The 16191-nt window shown below is 41.9% G+C and carries 18 protein-coding genes; 14 read left to right on the top strand and 4 right to left on the bottom strand.

Annotated features, from left to right (window positions below; all coding sequences use genetic code 11):
- Nucleotides 1-95 precede the first annotated feature (95 nt).
- The 4 genes from BM243_RS02530 to BM243_RS02515 all read left to right on the top strand — a co-directional run bounded on the left by BM243_RS02530 (nucleotide 96) and on the right by BM243_RS02515 (nucleotide 4208).
- Nucleotides 96-2657, top strand: a complete 2562-nt coding sequence (locus tag BM243_RS02530; RefSeq protein WP_143093525.1) for an FtsK/SpoIIIE family DNA translocase — start codon at nucleotides 96-98, stop codon at nucleotides 2655-2657.
- A 114-nt stretch (nucleotides 2658-2771) separates the two neighbouring features.
- Complete coding sequence (gene pgsA, locus BM243_RS02525) at nucleotides 2772-3362, top strand: CDP-diacylglycerol--glycerol-3-phosphate 3-phosphatidyltransferase (RefSeq protein WP_074909914.1); 591 nt, start codon at nucleotides 2772-2774, stop codon at nucleotides 3360-3362.
- A 300-nt stretch (nucleotides 3363-3662) separates the two neighbouring features.
- Nucleotides 3663-3926, top strand: coding sequence for a GlsB/YeaQ/YmgE family stress response membrane protein (locus tag BM243_RS02520; protein WP_074909912.1), 264 nt, complete (start codon nucleotides 3663-3665; stop codon nucleotides 3924-3926).
- A gap of 18 nt (nucleotides 3927-3944) precedes the next feature.
- Nucleotides 3945-4208: a GlsB/YeaQ/YmgE family stress response membrane protein gene (locus BM243_RS02515; RefSeq protein ID WP_074909909.1), complete on the top strand. Its 264-nt coding sequence runs from the start codon at nucleotides 3945-3947 to the stop codon at nucleotides 4206-4208.
- A 53-nt stretch (nucleotides 4209-4261) separates the two neighbouring features.
- On the opposite strand, the gene BM243_RS02510 is transcribed toward BM243_RS02515, so the two are convergent.
- From BM243_RS02510 to BM243_RS02500, 4 genes are read right to left on the bottom strand one after another with little or no spacing between them, the layout of a single operon-like run.
- Nucleotides 4262-4981 (bottom strand): HAD family hydrolase, encoded by a 720-nt coding sequence (locus tag BM243_RS02510; protein WP_177213441.1) that lies wholly within the window; start codon nucleotides 4979-4981, stop codon nucleotides 4262-4264.
- Nucleotides 4982-4992: 11 nt separating this feature from the next.
- Complete coding sequence (locus BM243_RS15190) at nucleotides 4993-5154, bottom strand: hypothetical protein (RefSeq protein WP_155953230.1); 162 nt, start codon at nucleotides 5152-5154, stop codon at nucleotides 4993-4995.
- Entirely contained in the window at nucleotides 5141-5587 is a 447-nt protein-coding gene (locus tag BM243_RS02505; protein WP_074909905.1) for a threonine/serine exporter family protein, read from the bottom strand. Before BM243_RS02505 ends, BM243_RS15190 begins: the two co-directional genes overlap by 14 nt.
- 1 nt (nucleotide 5588) lies before the next feature.
- Nucleotides 5589-6347, bottom strand: coding sequence for a threonine/serine exporter family protein (locus BM243_RS02500; RefSeq protein ID WP_074909902.1), 759 nt, complete (start codon nucleotides 6345-6347; stop codon nucleotides 5589-5591).
- A gap of 287 nt (nucleotides 6348-6634) precedes the next feature.
- Between BM243_RS02500 and glyA the strand changes: the two genes are divergently transcribed.
- The 10 genes from glyA (at nucleotide 6635) to aroD (ending at nucleotide 16188) form a co-directional block, all read left to right on the top strand.
- On the top strand, nucleotides 6635-7867 hold the full coding sequence (gene glyA, locus BM243_RS02495; RefSeq protein ID WP_074909900.1) for a serine hydroxymethyltransferase: 1233 nt from the start codon (nucleotides 6635-6637) through the stop codon (nucleotides 7865-7867).
- Between the two features lie 189 nt (nucleotides 7868-8056).
- Nucleotides 8057-8836 carry a Fe-S cluster assembly ATPase SufC gene (sufC, locus tag BM243_RS02490; protein WP_074909898.1) on the top strand — a complete coding sequence of 260 codons (780 nt, stop codon included), beginning with the start codon at nucleotides 8057-8059 and terminating at the stop codon, nucleotides 8834-8836.
- On the top strand, nucleotides 8809-10218 hold the full coding sequence (sufB, locus tag BM243_RS02485) for a Fe-S cluster assembly protein SufB (protein ID WP_074909895.1): 1410 nt from the start codon (nucleotides 8809-8811) through the stop codon (nucleotides 10216-10218). The genes sufC and sufB overlap by 28 nt, the downstream gene beginning before the upstream one ends.
- A gap of 10 nt (nucleotides 10219-10228) precedes the next feature.
- On the top strand, nucleotides 10229-11299 hold the full coding sequence (sufD, locus tag BM243_RS02480; protein ID WP_074909892.1) for a Fe-S cluster assembly protein SufD: 1071 nt from the start codon (nucleotides 10229-10231) through the stop codon (nucleotides 11297-11299).
- Between the two features lies 1 nt (nucleotide 11300).
- Complete coding sequence (locus tag BM243_RS02475; protein WP_074909890.1) at nucleotides 11301-12524, top strand: cysteine desulfurase; 1224 nt, start codon at nucleotides 11301-11303, stop codon at nucleotides 12522-12524.
- Complete coding sequence (gene sufU / locus BM243_RS02470; protein WP_074909887.1) at nucleotides 12511-12945, top strand: Fe-S cluster assembly sulfur transfer protein SufU; 435 nt, start codon at nucleotides 12511-12513, stop codon at nucleotides 12943-12945. The genes BM243_RS02475 and sufU overlap by 14 nt, the downstream gene beginning before the upstream one ends.
- A 171-nt stretch (nucleotides 12946-13116) precedes the next feature.
- Nucleotides 13117-13626 (top strand): flavin reductase family protein, encoded by a 510-nt coding sequence (locus BM243_RS02465; protein WP_031572655.1) that lies wholly within the window; start codon nucleotides 13117-13119, stop codon nucleotides 13624-13626.
- An 18-nt stretch (nucleotides 13627-13644) separates the two neighbouring features.
- Nucleotides 13645-14412, top strand: coding sequence for a PHP domain-containing protein (locus BM243_RS02460; protein ID WP_074909884.1), 768 nt, complete (start codon nucleotides 13645-13647; stop codon nucleotides 14410-14412).
- A gap of 139 nt (nucleotides 14413-14551) precedes the next feature.
- Nucleotides 14552-15436, top strand: a complete 885-nt coding sequence (locus tag BM243_RS15370; protein ID WP_347499537.1) for a histidine phosphatase family protein — start codon at nucleotides 14552-14554, stop codon at nucleotides 15434-15436.
- Nucleotides 15433-16188: a type I 3-dehydroquinate dehydratase gene (gene aroD / locus BM243_RS02450; protein WP_074909879.1), complete on the top strand. Its 756-nt coding sequence runs from the start codon at nucleotides 15433-15435 to the stop codon at nucleotides 16186-16188. Before BM243_RS15370 ends, aroD begins: the two co-directional genes overlap by 4 nt.
- Nucleotides 16189-16191 lie beyond the last annotated feature (3 nt).

Raw genomic sequence — 16191 nt, 5'->3', positions numbered from 1 at the left:
GTTTGATTTTCAACGTTTCTTGATTTCAAATAAAGAGACGATTGTGATAGAATATAGATGATATCGAATTTACAGGGATTACGGAGGTAGTTTTTTTGAAAGAAACAACCACAGAACAGAAGACTGCTTCTGTCAGAAAGAAAAGTACAAATGGATCGGCTAAAAGAACTGGAACTGTCAGAAAAACTACAGCATCCAAGACGAAGAGAGCAACTCAGAGAAAAGGAAGCCGTAAAACGGCTGATGATAAGCGAAAAGATTTTTACCATGAGCTCATAGGGCTTGGACTCCTTGGTGTCGGGATTTTTTCGTTGATTTCTATGCTGTCAACAAGCGTTGGGATATTGGGGGAAACCATACGGGATATGCTGGTATCTACTTTAGGGGCCATGGCTTACGTGTTTCCTCTCTTAGTGCTGCTCATGGGATCATCACTGATTCTTAGAAAGCCTCAATTGTTCTCTAATAAGAAAACATATGGAGTGCTCCTTTTAGCGGTAGTCACTGCAATGCTCCTTTCACTGAATAGAATGGAGTCTGTACATCGTGAAGGGTTCCTGGTGACCCTTAAGAATCTTATGAATATTGATGATGTGAATCATGGTGGAATTTTTGGCCTGATTCTTGCAGTTCCTCTTTACAGGCTGATTGGACCATTTGGCACCTATATTGTAGCGGGATGTCTTTATGTTGTTGCACTGGTGCTGGTTTTCAATACCACCATTTATGATTTTCTAAGAAGAACCAATGAGCAGAGAATGACTGCCAAAGGAAAAATGGAAATCAGAAGAGAAGAAAAAAAGAGGTACAGAGCTCAAAAGCTAGAACAGAAACAGGAATTGAAAAATGAGGAGAAAATCGTTGAAGAGAAGCTGAAGATACTGGAAATGATGAACGGCAACGAAGAACTCAGGACGAGCACAGTGGATCAGGAGACCAAGTCGCCCTTTGTCCATCTGGATGTGGAAGATTCTGAAGGCATGGTCAAGACGGTTCTAAAGGAAGATGATCTGTCAAAGGAACTCCTGGTAGAGAAATCTGACACGCCTGACACCTCATCAGAAATCACTGTAGAAATGTCATCTGAGAAATCAAAAGAGCACCTGAATGAAGGCGCGGATCAGAAGGAGCCACTGGAAGAGCCTAAGATCACCACAGAAAAAAGGAAGCGGACGCCTCCTCTTGAAGAAATTGAAGGAGAACAGATGGGACTTGAGGAACTTGAGAAGCCTGCTTATGAGTTTCCTGAAATTGCTCTCTTGAAACAGAACATTAAAGGCATGCTGGCGAATGAAGACCGGGATGAAATTTTGGAGAATGCAAAAAAACTGGAAGACACCCTGATGTCTTTTGGCGTAGAAGCAAGAGTGATCCATGTTTCAAAAGGTCCATCCGTTACAAGATATGAACTTCAACCCAAAGCAGGGGTAAAAGTTTCTCGAATCGTGAACTTATCAGACGATATTGCTTTAGCCCTTGCTGCTAGAGGTGTGCGTATCGAGGCGCCTATTCCAGGAAAGGCTGCAGTTGGTATTGAGATTCCGAATAAGGAGACCACGGCAGTTTATTTAAGAGAAGTTATTGAAGACTCGAAGTTTCAACGAAGCACAAGTAAAATTTCGGTGGCTTTGGGGAAGGATATATCCGGGGAGGCCATTATCGGTGACTTATCTAAAATGCCCCATGTGCTGATTGCGGGAGCTACCGGATCAGGCAAAAGTGTTTGCATCAATTCTCTAATCATCTCGATTCTTTATAAGTACGATCCTGAACATGTAAGGCTCCTTATGGTGGATCCAAAAGTGGTTGAGCTCAATGTTTATAATGGCATTCCTCATCTTCTTATTCCCGTTGTGACAGATCCGAAGAAAGCCGCTGGAGCTCTAAACTGGGCTGTAAATGAAATGACGAGGAGATATCAGTCCTTCGCCGAATATGGAGTCCGTAATATTGAGGGATTCAATGAGCTAGCAAAGAAGAATAAAGAACTGCAGAGCCTCCCTTACATTGTCGTGATAGTAGATGAGCTCGCAGATCTTATGATGGTTTCCGCCAATGAAGTGGAAGACTATATTGCAAGACTCGCCCAAATGGCTAGAGCTGCCGGTATGCATCTGGTGATTGCCACACAAAGGCCATCCGTGGATGTTATTACAGGGGTGATTAAAGCGAACATCCCATCGAGGATTTCGTTTGCTGTATCCAGTGCTATTGACTCCAGAACGATTCTTGACTCTGGAGGAGCGGAAAAGCTTCTAGGAAAAGGAGATATGCTCTATTATCCCGTGGGCGAACAAAAGCCTAAGAGAATACAGGGGGCATTCATCTCGGAAGAAGAGGTTGAAGCAATCGTATCCAGAATCAAGGTTCAGAAAGATCAGCTTCTCTATGACCAGGAAATTATGGAACATATAGAAAAAGGGAGAAGCGACCAAGAGGACAGTGAAGAAGGAGACGAGCTTTATCAGGAAGCGGTTAAGGTTGTGGTTGAGAACCAGCAAGCTTCAACATCCTTTTTACAGCGAAAAATGAGAATTGGATATAACAGAGCTGCTAGAATTATGGACCAGCTGGAGGAACGAGGTGTGATCTCACAGCGGGACGGGTCAAAACCAAGACAGGTTCTTATGTCAGAGTATCAGTTGCGGGATGAGTAGTTCTTGTGAAATGCATTAGAATATGAGATGATATAGCTAGAATTAAAGTTTTTGGTATAAACTTATCAGTAATACAAAGAAGAATGAAGACAATACGAGGTTGGAGTGGATAATATGAATTTACCAAATAAGCTGACATTATTTAGAATGATTTTAGTACCTGTTTTTTTAGTCTTAGTATCAGTAAAAGCAATTCCATTTAATTTTACCTTAGCCACTGTGATTTTCGTTGTGGCTGCCTACACTGACCATTTGGATGGCAAGATTGCAAGGCGAGATAATCTCATCACCAATTTTGGGAAATTCATGGATCCTTTGGCCGACAAACTTCTTGTCACATCTGCACTGATTGCACTTGTTGAGTATAATCTAATCGGTGCATGGGTCGCAGTTGTTGTTATTTCAAGAGAGTTTGCAGTATCAGGATTAAGAACCATCGCAGCGAATGAAGGCGTTGTTATTGCAGCGAGTATTTGGGGGAAAATCAAAACTACCACTCAGATTATTGCGATTGTATCCATGCTGATACAGCTGATTTCAACTCATGAGGAGTATCTGATTGAACTTTTCAAGTCGGTACCTTTCTTGGGTTCATTCTTCAGTATTTTCCCGCCAGTGGCAATGTATGTTGCGGTGTTCTTCACAATCATGTCAGGGTTGGATTACTTTAAAAATGGATGGGTATACATTGACACCAATAAGTAGCAGGTGGATTTACGGTCACAGAAGTGTGGCCGTTTTTTTATTGCTTCGAGTTTTGACTCAATAAAGGAAGTAATACTTATGTACACCTTATAGCCATACGGTGAAAAAGATGTAATGTTTCCATGTCGGTTTTTTTAAAATTATGAATGGATAGGCATAGAATTACAGGAACATGGAACATTGTGAAAACAGTTGAAAACACTAGTTTAGAATCGTTGACGCCGCACTTTCGGTAAAGCTATAATAACCTCAAGATTACAAGAAGTGATCAAAACCATTTATCTAAGGAGGTATTATAACATGCCAGAAGTAACAAATATTATAGTATGGCTGATACTTGGTGGAATATCAGGTTGGATTGCCAGCATGATTGCTGGGAAGGATGCCAAGATGGGTATTCTCGCTAATATTATTGTCGGTATCATCGGAGCATTTATTGGTGGATGGGTCGCTGGGCTTTTAGGTCTTGGACCAGCAACAGGACTCAATATCTGGAGTTTTATTGTATCTGTCATAGGAGCACTGATTCTACTGTGGATCATCGGTCTAGTGAACAAGAGATAGCTTAAGGAGGTAAAATTTATGCCAGAAGTATCAAATATCATCGTATGGATTATATTAGGTGGAGTATCGGGATGGATTGCCAGCATGATTGCCGGAAAAGATGCTAAGATGGGAATCCTTGCAAACATCATTGTGGGTGTCATCGGTGCATTTATCGGTGGATGGGTCGCAGGTCTTCTAGGCCTTGGACCTGCAACGGGACTTAATATCTGGAGCTTCATCGTATCCGTAGCGGGCGCACTGATTCTGCTTTGGATCATTGGCATAGTCAGCAAAAGATAAAGTAAACAAAAATAGGAGCGGGATTTCCGCTCCTTTCTCATATGCTCAAAAGTTTATGAAACAACAGGCATTGATTCTGCAAACACGAGGAAATCCTTATAGGTGCCCTCATGGTCCGCAGTGTACTCAAGGTTCTTCCGATTGAGAAGATGGTTTGTGATGAGATACGTCTTTATGCCCAGAGTGCTTGCAGCAAGATCTTCTTCAGCATCGTTTCCAACCATCAAGCATTCCTGTGGATTCTTGCCAATGGTTTCCAGAATCTCACTGTAGTATTCGACGTTGGGTTTGCAGTAATGGCAGTCTTCAAAGTAAGTGATATGTGAAAAATCTTCATGAACGAGGTCTGCCCATTGGATTCTCTGATCTATCGCAAACTTTGGAAAGAGAGGATTGGTAGCAATGACAAGCTCGTATCCTTTTTCTTTCAGAATTTCCAGCGCCTCCAGCATATCAGTGTTCTTGTTCACCGCATTTCTCAGCACAGAAAAATCATTCTCGTAATAACGGATGAAGTGCTTTTGGAAAGCTGGCAGTTCCTCTCCGACATGTTCTTTCATGGCACTCATAAATACTTCTTCATTGGTACGCTTTTCCTTATTTTTCACCATGGCTTTCACTGAGCTGTAAAGCATGGCCATGAACTTATCAGGTGCGATGATGGACTTGAAAGTGTTAGATAAGCTGGTATAATAGATTTCTTCAAATTCCTTCATATCAATGGACAGCAGGGTACCGTCCAAATCAAATAAGATTGTGTTTATTTTTTTCAATATGGGTCCTCCTAAGCATTATAGACAATCAGGGCATTTTTATTGCTGTCTTTTTCTGAATAGCAGATTTCAATCACCTGCTCTTTTTTGATGTGATACTTATTTAAGGTTTCCTGGACCTTTTTTTCTATGTCTTCATTCTTGTTGACATAAACGAGTTTAGTTCTTTTCATCTATGATCCTCCGCTTGAACAGATAGTAAATTTTCATCAGTGTGAAAACCATTAGAATTCCAATCGCTAGCGCGCCGGAAGCCATGAGCGTCGTAATCCCCTCTCTGAGAGCACCGTTATAGTCTCCTTCCAGGGATTTGAGCATCGTATGGTAAAGCCCGCTTCCCGGAACCAGGGGGATAAGTCCTGGTGTGATATAACTGGTTACAGGTGTTCTCATTTTTCGGGCCATGAGCTCACCATAATAGGTAAAGGCCACCGCTCCGAAGAAGAAGGCTACATTCGGATCACTGAAGTAGCTGAGTGATATGCTGTAAAAGAGCCAGCCAAGTGATCCCCCAAAAGCTGAGAGGAAAGCAGTTCTTCTGTTGAGATTGAAGATGTAGGCGAAGCTGAGAGATGCCATATAAGCCATGATGATTTCAATCATCATACTACACACCTCCCAGAAGGGCCAGTACGGTTCCGGCTCCTATGGCAATACCTACTGCGATGAGGAATGCTTCCATTCCTTTAGAGACACCAGAGAGATAGTCGCCCATGAGGATATCTCGGATTGCGTTTGTGAAGGCAATTCCAGGGACCAGAAGCATGATGGATCCGATGGTGATAATATCTTCATTGGGAGAAAGAGGTATGGTTCTCGTGAACAGATGAACAAGAAGGGCCACAAGCGCTCCACCAATGATATTGATGAAAATTCCATTTAGTTTTATTTCTCTTGTTCCCAGCTGCAGAAGCCGGACACAGATTCCGATGACCAGCGCAATGAGAGCATCGATGAATGTTCCACCAAATAGGACGGTAAAAGAGAACCCGCACATGGCGGCCATGACCAGCTGGAAGAAAATGCTATAAGGTTTCTTGTCTGAGATTTCCTGCAGTCTTTTTTCAAGGGAATCCAGAGGGAGCTGTGTTTCCATAAGCTCTCTTGAGAGAGAATTCACCAACGCAACTTTTTCTAGATCAATATTGCTTTTTTGAACGCGGCGTATGAGAGATACAATGGTTCCATCTTCTTCTGTAAGTGATACCATGATGCCCGTAGGTGTCACAAAGCTCTCCGCATCCGCTTTATTATAAGACTTTAGAATCATGCGGATTGTTTCTTCTACTCTGTAGATTTCACCACCGGATTCTAAAATGATCTGCCCTGCCATTGTGGCAAGTTTGATTAATCTTTGATTGTCCATTCATATCCACCTCTTTAGTCTTCTTCTATTATAATGGAACGTCATGCGAATTCAAACAAAAGATGGTAATTCTCTATAGGAATCAGATCCTAAGCCAAGTTCCAGTGAAAATGTGATGTGTTTTTGAAATAATTGATAAGAAAACCATTACATATATGGGGCGAATGCTGTCATCTTCGTAATTCGTGTTTTTCAGTGGATTTTCAATATACAAAAAGAGCATGGATTGATATGATTAAACCGTATGAGTCATTCAATTTAAATTAATATCATTCCAGGGGGTAGAAATGAACAGCAGGTATTTAAAAGATCAGGATGCAGAAATCTTCGAACTCATCGAAGAGGAAGAACAGAGACAGGAGTACAACATTGAGCTCATCGCTTCAGAGAATTTCACATCAAAAGCTGTGATGGAAGCTATGGGAACAGCACTGACCAACAAGTATGCAGAGGGATATCCGAATAAGAGATATTACGGCGGATGTCATGTGGTGGATAAGATTGAAACCTTGGCCATTGAGAGAATGAAAGAGCTGTTTCAGGCGGAGCATGCAAATGTGCAGCCTCATTCAGGAAGCCAGGCAAATATGGCAGTATATATGGCGGTTCTAGAACCAGGGGATAAAATACTGGGAATGGACCTTTCCCACGGTGGGCACCTGACCCATGGAAGCCCTGTGAACTTTTCAGGGAAGCTTTATGAGTTTGTTTCCTATGGTGTGGACCAGAATGATGAGAGAATTGACTATGATGCATTAAGAGAGCTTGCTTTGAGAGAAAAGCCAAAGATGATTGTTGCGGGAGCTTCTGCTTACCCAAGAGCGATTGACTTTGAAAGAATCGAAAAAATTGCAAGAGAAGTTGAAGCTTATTTTATGGTGGATATGGCGCACATCGCAGGCCTCATCGCAACAGGCCATCATATGAGTCCTGTGCCTTATGCGGATTTTGTGACAACTACAACGCATAAAACACTGCGAGGTCCAAGAGGTGGAGCAATTTTATGTAAAGAAAAATATGCAAAAGCTGTAGATAAGTCTGTTTTTCCAGGAATGCAGGGCGGACCGCTGGAGCACGTGATTGCAGCAAAAGCAGTGTGTTTTAAAGAAGCTATGGGAGCAGATTTTAAAGCCTATATGTCCCAGGTTCTTAAGAATACACAAACACTTGCTGAAAGTCTCACTGCAAAAGGGTACAGACTTGTATCCGGTGGGACAGACAACCACCTGGTACTTGTGGATCTTAACAATAAAGACATCACGGGCAAGGATGCAGAGAAGCTTCTGGACTCCATTGGAATCACAACAAACAAAAACACCATTCCCTTTGAGACGAGAAGTCCATTTGTGACCTCCGGGTTAAGAATGGGTTGCGCTGCAGTGACGACTCGAGGATTCAAGGAAGCAGAAATCAGACAGATGGTGGAGTACATGGATTATGCCATCATGCATCGAGAAGAAGACCTGAGTTCAATTAAAGAAAAAGTAGCAGATTTGTGCAAAAAGCATCCTCTGTACTAATAGATCATAAAATTTAATTGTGTAATCGCAAAAAGTCTGAAATCCTTGTATTTTAGGCTTTTTCATTTTTTTATCAATGATATTTTTATAAAGAAATGGGTTTCTAAGGTTGACGAACTTTGCTGAAGAGGTTAAAATGGAAAACAGGTAATATCAGATAAAAATGCTCAGAATTGAAGGAGAGTTAGAATGTCAGAAATGTTAAGAATTACTGGTCTTAAAAGCCAAGTGAATGAAAAAGAAATCTTAAAAGGTCTTGACCTTGTAGTCAACAAAGGAGAAGTTCATGTCATAATGGGACCCAATGGTGCTGGAAAATCCACATTGGCAAACGTAATCATGGGCAGCCCTAAGTATGAAGTGACGGAAGGCAGCATCATGTTTGAGAATGAGGACATCACCGAAGATGCTGTTGATGAAAGAGCAAAAAAGGGAATCTTCCTGTCTTTCCAGGCACCTCAGGAAATACCTGGAATTACCGTAGAAAACTTTTTGAGAGCAGCCAAATCTCAGATTACTGGCGAGAATGTTAAAGCCATTCAGTTCAAGAAAGAGCTGAAGGAAAAAATGTCTCAGCTGGATATTGATCGTTCCTACGCACAGAGATACCTCAATATGGGTTACTCAGGCGGGGAAAAGAAGAAGAATGAAATTCTTCAGATGAGAATTCTAAATCCTAAGCTGGCTATTCTAGATGAAACAGATTCAGGTCTTGACGTGGATGCTGTTAGAATCGTATCCAAAGGTGTGATCGATTTTAAGAGTGCAGACAATGCCATCCTCATCATTACACACCACAACAATATTCTGGACTATCTGAATCCGGATGTGGTCCATGTCATGGTGGATGGAAGAATCGTAGAGACTGGTGATATATCCCTTGCTAAAGAAATCGAGAAGAATGGATATGTCAAGTACAGGGAAGCGAAAGGTGAGACAGAATGGAAAAAAGAAATAAAACTTATATAGAAGATCTGGACAGAGGCGTTTATGATATAAAGAATGATTTTAATTATGAATATAAAGCTCAGTCAGGCCTCACAGAGGACATCATCCGAGAAATTTCCGCCAAGAAAAACGAGCCGGAATGGATGCTGAACTACAGACTGGAATCTTTGAAGATCTATCACAAGCTGGATGTGCCAACATGGGCACCGGATATATCGGATCTTGATATTGAAAATATCGTCACATATGTGAAGCCAAAAACGAATCTGAACAGTTCCTGGGAAGATGTTCCACAGGAAATCAAGGATACCTTTGAGCGTCTAGGAATCCCGGAAGCCGAAAGAAAATCACTTGCAGGTGTAGGAGCTCAGTACGATTCTGAAGTGGTATATCATTCCATCAAGGAAGAACTCGTAAAACAGGGTGTCGTATATACCGATATTGAAACCGCATTGAAAGAGTATGAAGACATTGTAAAAGAGTACTTCATGAAGCTCATACCAAACACAGACCACAAGTTTGCAGCTCTGCATGGCGCTGTTTGGTCTGGTGGTTCTTTTGTGTATGTTCCAGAAGGTGTGAAGCTGGATATTCCGCTTCAGTCCTATTTCAGACTGAACGCTCCAGGGGCAGGACAGTTTGAACATACACTGATCATTGTGGAAAAGAATGCGTACTGTCATTTTATTGAAGGATGTTCAGCACCGAAGTATTCTGTAAACAATCTTCACGCGGGTGCAGTAGAGCTTTATGTGAAAGAAGGAGCTACTTTACGTTACTCCACCATTGAGAACTGGTCTAAAAATATGTACAATCTCAATACCAAGCGATCTGTTGTGGATAAGGACGGAACCATCGAATGGGTATCCGGATCATTCGGATCCAAAGTGTCCATGCTTTATCCTATGAGTATTCTAAGAGGAGAACGTGCTAGAGCTGAGTTCACAGGAGTTACTTTCGCAGGAAAGGGCCAGCTTCTTGATACAGGCTCCAAGGTTGTTCATGCAGCGCCTTACACCACGTCTACAGTAAACTCTAAGTCCATCTCAAAATCAGGCGGACAGGCCATTTACAGAGGACTTCTAAGAGTTGCGCCTAATGCTCATGGATCAAAGTCTACGGTTACCTGTGAATCACTCATGCTGGATAATATTTCCAGATCAGACACCATTCCTGTCATTGACATCCAGAATGATGATGTGGATCTGGGACATGAAGCAAAGATCGGAAGAATCTCTGAAGAAGCCATTTTCTATCTGATGACGAGAGGAATCTCTGAAGAAGAAGCAAAGGCCATGATTGTAAGAGGATTTGTAGAGCCTATTTCCAAGGAGCTTCCTTTGGAATATGCAGTAGAAATGAACAATCTGATTACACTGGAACTAGAAGGAACGATAGGATAGAGGTGGATTGATGAGCGTAATGAAAGAAACATATAATGTACTGCCCAGACTGTCTTTCAGATGGGTTAAAGCCAATGAGCTGCTCCTGAATCCAGTAGAAGTGGAACGGGAGAAAGCCTATGAATACAAGTCAATACTGGGGGATTCTTATTCTCCGTTGACCAATGAAGATCTGCCTCTTTCACCGGACTTCAAGGGTGTAAATCTTGATATGGTGGCCATGGCTGAAGACAGCCATAATGCAGGGGTGTTCATTCATGTTGGTGAAGATGAAACAAAGGAAATGCATATCACTCATGTTCTGACGGAGGAAAACAACACACTCATTGAAAAGAACGTTATTGTTCTGGAGAAGGGTGCAAAAATGAATCTCGTCATGGATTATTCTTCAGATGAAAGTGTGACATATTCTAACATTCTAAATAAAATCAGCGTGGCAGAAGGGGCTGAACTGAATCTCATCAAGATTCAGCGACTGAATTCCCATTCAAGACACCTGGAGTCCAGATTCTCAACAGTGGAGAAGTCTGGTAAGGTAAACTATATTTCTGTGGAAATCGGTGGCAAGGAAGCTGTTGTGAATTATATGACAGACCTTAAAGGCGATGAGGCAGAAGGACATGTGAAGAGTGTATATCTTGGTTTTGGAGAGAGAATACTCGATCTTTCCCATCATATGAACCATTTTGGCAAGAGAACAAACTCTGACATGATTTTTAAAGGTGCACTGAAGGACCGAGCAAAGAAAGCCTTTAGAGGAACACTGGATTTCAAGAACGGTTCCACCCATTCTGAAGGGAATGAGGAAGAGTTCACAATACTTCTCAGCCCTAAAGTTAAATCTTATGCGATTCCGCTTCTATTATGTCGTGAAGACGATGTTATCGGAAATCACGCAGCTTCCAATGGACAAATTGATGAAGAAAAGTTATTCTATATTATGTCCAGAGGAATGAGCGAAGCCGAAGCAAAGAAGATCATCATCGAGTCTCATATCAGACCGATCATCGATCTTATTCCTGTAGAATCCATCAAAGACATCGTTCTGAATGCTGTGGAAAATGAATTGACAGGTGAGTAAGTTGAAAAATTTTAGAGAAGATTTTCCGATTCTTAATGAGGAAGTCCGTGGTCAGAAGCTGATCTATTTGGACAGCGCTGCCACATCTCAAAGACCCCTTAAAGTCTTAGAGGCCGTTATGAAATATGACAAGGAAGAGAATGGGAATCCCCACCGGGGTTCCCATACCTTGAGTTTAAGAGCAACAGAGGCATTTGAATCTGTACGAGAAAAGGTGCGAGAGTTTTTGAACGCCCGCTCCACCAAGGAAATCATCTTTACAAAAAATGCGACAGAAGCCATCAATCTGGTGGCTTACAGCTATGCGCTCAATGAAGTGCAAAAAGGTGACAGTATTGTTATCACCATAGCGGAGCATCATGCCAATCTTGTTACATGGCAGCAGATAGCAAAAAAAACTGGGGCAGAACTGCGGTTTATGTATGTGGATGACCAAGGCAGACTTCCACTGGAAGAACTTCATAAAATTGATGAGACAACCAAAATAGTAGCATGTACCCATATGTCCAATGTTCTTGGCAGCATTTTCCCGGTGAAAGAAATCATCAGAAAAGCTCATGAAGTGGAAGCGAAAGTGCTCATAGACGGAGCTCAGGCGGTACCTCATATGCCTGTGGATCTTCAGGAGCTGGATTGCGATTTCTATGTGTTCTCAGGCCATAAGATGTACAGTCTTATGGGGGTGGGCGTACTTTACGGGAAAGAAGAAATCTTAGAGAACATGGAGCCTTTTCTTTTTGGAGGGGACATGATCGAGTATGTATACGAACAAGAGACTTCTTTCAATGAACTGCCATATAAATTTGAGGCAGGTACTCAAGGAGTGGAAGGTATTGTATCACTTGGTGCTGCCATAGACTATATTAGAGAAGTGACCTATCCGGTGATTCACGAAAGAGAGATGGAGCTTACCTCATATGCGCTTCAGAAACTTAAAGCACTGCCCTACATCAAGATCGTAGGCCCTCCCGACATGGAAGACCGGGGTGCTGTAGTGAGCTTTGTGGTAGATGGAGTTCATCCTCATGATGTGTCGATGATACTGGACCATTATGGCGTTGGTGTCCGTGCAGGCCATCACTGTGCACAGCCACTTCTTCGTTACTTGAAGGTGTTTTCCTGTTCCAGAGCCAGCTTTGCTTTTTACAATACGAAAGAGGAAATAGATGTTTTCGTGGATAAACTGGATGAAGTAAGGAGGGTGATGGGATATGGATCTAAGTAATCTTTATACAGAAGTAATTCTGGAACACAATAAGGAAACCAAAAACAGACGGGAAATCGAAGGATATACGCACAAAGAGCGGGGACACAATCCCAGCTGTGGTGATGACATTACAGTAGAGGCAAAGATTGAAAATGGCATTATTGTTGATCTTGCCTATAATGGGCATGGCTGCTCCATCAGTCAGGCTTCTGCATCCATGATGACAGATCTTCTCACCGGAAAAACGGTGGAAGAAGCCATGGAACTTATCCGAATTTTCCTTGCTATGATCAAAAGAGAAATCCAGGATTTGGATTATCTGGAAGATGTGCTGGATGAGGCATCCATACTGCAAGGCATTTCCAATCTTCCTGCCCGTGTGAAATGTGCCGTATTAGCTTGGCACACGCTAAAGGAAGCAATAGAACACAAGAATTGATCTGTGGACCAGTCGAAGGTTTTGGCTGGTTCATTTTTATATATGCGACAGAAGAATGGCTGATTCCAGCCATAATTGTAGATTTTTTATTAATAATTATATATTTTACCCAATTGATTTGGGGATAAGGTATAATGAAAGAAGAATTGATATATTTGGAGGTTTTTAGTTATGGCAGTTGAATTCATCCGTTATTTGGATAAGAGCATCAAGTATCTGCATAGGCAAGGCGCGTTCCTTACAGTAAAAAAGGGAGATGAAATCAATGTGAGCACCATCAGCTGGGGCAACATAGGTTTTGAATGGGGTCGTCCTGTTTTCACGATTCTTGTAAGAAGCTCAAGACATAATCATACCTTGCTTCAGGACAACACTGAGTTTACAGTATCGATACCTACTACTTCCACAATGAAGAAAGCCCTGAATGCAGTTGGTACAGTTTCAGGTAGAGATACGGATAAATGGTCCATCGCAAACATTACACAGTACAAAGCAAAAACAATGGAGACTCCTGTAGTAAAGGAAGCAAATATCTTCTATGAGTGTAAAATTATCTACAATCATAAGGTGGATCCAAAGCTTCTTCGTGGGGATGTTGATACCACAAGCTACATGGATGGGGACTATCATGAGATATTCTATGGAGAAATTGTTTCTTCCTACACAAAAGATGATCTATAAATCAAAGGATGAGTATAAATGATTTTTGATACACATATGCACACAGAGTTTTCTTTTGATTCCAATGAGAAAATTGAAAGACTTCTGGAAGCTTCAGAAAAGAAAAATCTGGGCATTATTACAACTGAACATAAAGACCTGAACTATGAGGAAGTCGGCGGATTTCCCATTGACTTTAATGTGGATGAGTATTTCTCAGCGTATGAAAAACACAGAAGCGACCGCTATCTCATGGGGATTGAAATGGGCCTGGATCAACGCTATACGGGAGAGCTCAAAAAGATTGCAGACTCTTACGAGTTTGATATGATTATTGGGTCTCTTCATACCATGAAGGGGTTCAATCTCTCTTCCCGAAAGTATCTGAGAACAGTGGAAGAACGCACGTTTTATAAGGAGTATCTGCTTTATGCAAAAGACATGATAGAGGAGAATTCCTTTATCAACTCTTTTGCGCATTTTGATTATCCCACAAGGTATTCACCCTATAAAGAGCTGAAGTATGAGGACTATCCAGAAGAGTTCAAAGTACTCTTCCAAACCATGGTCCAACAGGACGTAACTTTGGAGATGAATCTGAAGCGTCCATTGACAGGAGATGTCCTTGACTCCTTCAGAAGTGTTTATAAAGGGTATTATGAGTGCGGCGGGCGTTTTGTCACCTTGGCTTCTGATGCACATTCGGCAGAAGATATCGGGAGAAACTTTGAGGAAGCTCAGCAACTATTGGATGATATTGGACTAAAGATTTGTTATTATAAGAGAAGGAAGCGGATAACGGACTAGAATTTGCAAATACCGGAAGAAGAAGGTGATTCTCATCAAACAAAGCAAAATTGTCTTAAATGAGTTATTGGTGGATCTTTTTCATGATATTCTTGAGATCGAGGAAAAGTCTCTCCGAGATAATGGGAGTGATTTGACCATGACTGAAATGCATACCATCCATGCGGTGGGAGATGACCGTCCTAGAACCATGTCAGAGGTGGCAAAGGATCTGAATATTACCATGGGAACACTGACCACGGGGATCGATAAGCTGATCAAGAAAGGTTATGTGATCCGAAAAAGGACTGAGGAAGATAAAAGAGTGGTTCTTGTGGAGCTGACCGAAAAAGGAATCGAAGCAAAGAAAATGCACGATGAGTTTCACCAGGATATGATACGCAGCGTCATCGACAGCTTGGATGGTGATGAAGAGAGGATACTCACTGAAGCGAATCTGTTGGAACTGATGTATGGCTCCAGTGATTATGGACTCACTGATAAAGGGAGAATTCAGGCGAAAAAAGCGGGAGAGATTTTGAACTCCATGGGATATTATCCGGACCGCATCATTGTTTCCTCTTTGAAAAGAACCCATGAAACATTAGAGAGTATGGGCTTTTCTGTAGGAGATGCATTCAGGGACAGCCGTCTTGACGAAAGACATTTGGGAGACTTGGAAGGACTTGAGTTCAGGCACATCCATAAAGAGTATCCGAATCTCTTTAAAGAGTGGAATGAAGACTGGCTTCATTATAAGCCCGGAGGTGGAGAAAGCCATCTGGAGTTCCAGACTAGAGTACGCTCATTTCTTACGGAGCTTATGGATTCTTATGAAGACGGTGAGAAGATACTAGCAGTGTGTCATGGCGGCACCATGAAGACTATTTTTTCGGAAATTTTTCAGTACGAAGAAGAGCATTTCTTTACGCTGGAAGTCTATAACTGCTCACTGATGAGATTCCGAAAAGGGGAAAAAGGCTTGATCTTTGATGCTCTTTATAATGTGGATGACTTTGCCCAAAGAAGTGTGGAAAACCCATGAAGAGAAGATCGTGCGGCAACATCGTGCTTGAAGACGGAAGTTTTCATATATGTGCAACGTTGACATCTGGAACGATTCAAAGTCTGAAGAAGGATCTTCATGACCTGACAATTAATGAGCCTGCTGTCATTGAGTGGCGAGCGGATTATCTAAAAGAAAACCTCACAGAAGAGAACATTAAAGTAGGGCTGAAGTTGATTCGAAACAGCCACTCCCGTACCCCGCTGATTTTCACCTTAAGAAAAGAGAGTGAAGGGGGCGCATGGAGTCTTACAGAAGAAGAACTTTATCGGTTACGGCTCAGCGCCTCTGAGACGGGGCTGCTGGATCTCATGGATATTGAGCTGTCTTCACTACTAACAGATAATGAGAAGGTGTTCTCCTACGAGCCTTTGATAAGGTCCTTGAAGTCAAGGAGAAAACTACTCATTCTTTCGTATCATGATTTTATTGGAGCACCAGATCAGAATACGCTGATTCAAATGGCTCAGAAGATGACGGAAGAAGGCGCAGATATTACGAAGATTGCTGTGATGGTTGTAGGAAAAGAGGATATGAACCTCTTAAAAGAACTATCAGCAAGGCTTAGAGAAGAATCTGGAGTACCTCATATTCTTATTGGTATGGGAGAGTTAGGGTCGGAAACCCGATACAACAGGAAAGACTTTTCCAGTGCGGTCACTTATGCCTATGTGGGAGAAAAATCTGCACCAGGGCAGCTTTCAATAACAGATCTGAAAAAGCTTTTATAGAAT

The sequence above is a fragment of the Proteiniclasticum ruminis genome (assembly GCF_900115135.1).
In the GTDB taxonomy this organism is placed as follows: domain Bacteria; phylum Bacillota; class Clostridia; order Clostridiales; family Clostridiaceae; genus Proteiniclasticum; species Proteiniclasticum ruminis_A.
The sequence above is the reverse complement of the archived record's forward strand: the minus strand, read 5'-3'. Positions and strand labels throughout refer to the sequence as shown.

Coding starts and splice junctions, on each gene's coding strand:
- pgsA (WP_074909914.1), top strand. CDS start 2,772: ATGAATTTACCAAATAAGCTGACATTATTTAGAATGATTTTAGTACCT.
- BM243_RS02520 (WP_074909912.1), top strand. CDS start 3,663: ATGCCAGAAGTAACAAATATTATAGTATGGCTGATACTTGGTGGAATA.
- BM243_RS02515 (WP_074909909.1), top strand. CDS start 3,945: ATGCCAGAAGTATCAAATATCATCGTATGGATTATATTAGGTGGAGTA.
- BM243_RS15190 (WP_155953230.1), bottom strand. CDS start 5,154: ATGAAAAGAACTAAACTCGTTTATGTCAACAAGAATGAAGACATAGAA.
- BM243_RS02505 (WP_074909905.1), bottom strand. CDS start 5,587: ATGATGATTGAAATCATCATGGCTTATATGGCATCTCTCAGCTTCGCC.
- BM243_RS02500 (WP_074909902.1), bottom strand. CDS start 6,347: ATGGACAATCAAAGATTAATCAAACTTGCCACAATGGCAGGGCAGATC.
- glyA (WP_074909900.1), top strand. CDS start 6,635: ATGAACAGCAGGTATTTAAAAGATCAGGATGCAGAAATCTTCGAACTC.
- sufC (WP_074909898.1), top strand. CDS start 8,057: ATGTCAGAAATGTTAAGAATTACTGGTCTTAAAAGCCAAGTGAATGAA.
- sufB (WP_074909895.1), top strand. CDS start 8,809: ATGGAAAAAAGAAATAAAACTTATATAGAAGATCTGGACAGAGGCGTT.
- sufD (WP_074909892.1), top strand. CDS start 10,229: ATGAGCGTAATGAAAGAAACATATAATGTACTGCCCAGACTGTCTTTC.
- sufU (WP_074909887.1), top strand. CDS start 12,511: ATGGATCTAAGTAATCTTTATACAGAAGTAATTCTGGAACACAATAAG.
- BM243_RS02465 (WP_031572655.1), top strand. CDS start 13,117: ATGGCAGTTGAATTCATCCGTTATTTGGATAAGAGCATCAAGTATCTG.
- BM243_RS02460 (WP_074909884.1), top strand. CDS start 13,645: ATGATTTTTGATACACATATGCACACAGAGTTTTCTTTTGATTCCAAT.
- BM243_RS15370 (WP_347499537.1), top strand. CDS start 14,552: ATGACTGAAATGCATACCATCCATGCGGTGGGAGATGACCGTCCTAGA.
- aroD (WP_074909879.1), top strand. CDS start 15,433: ATGAAGAGAAGATCGTGCGGCAACATCGTGCTTGAAGACGGAAGTTTT.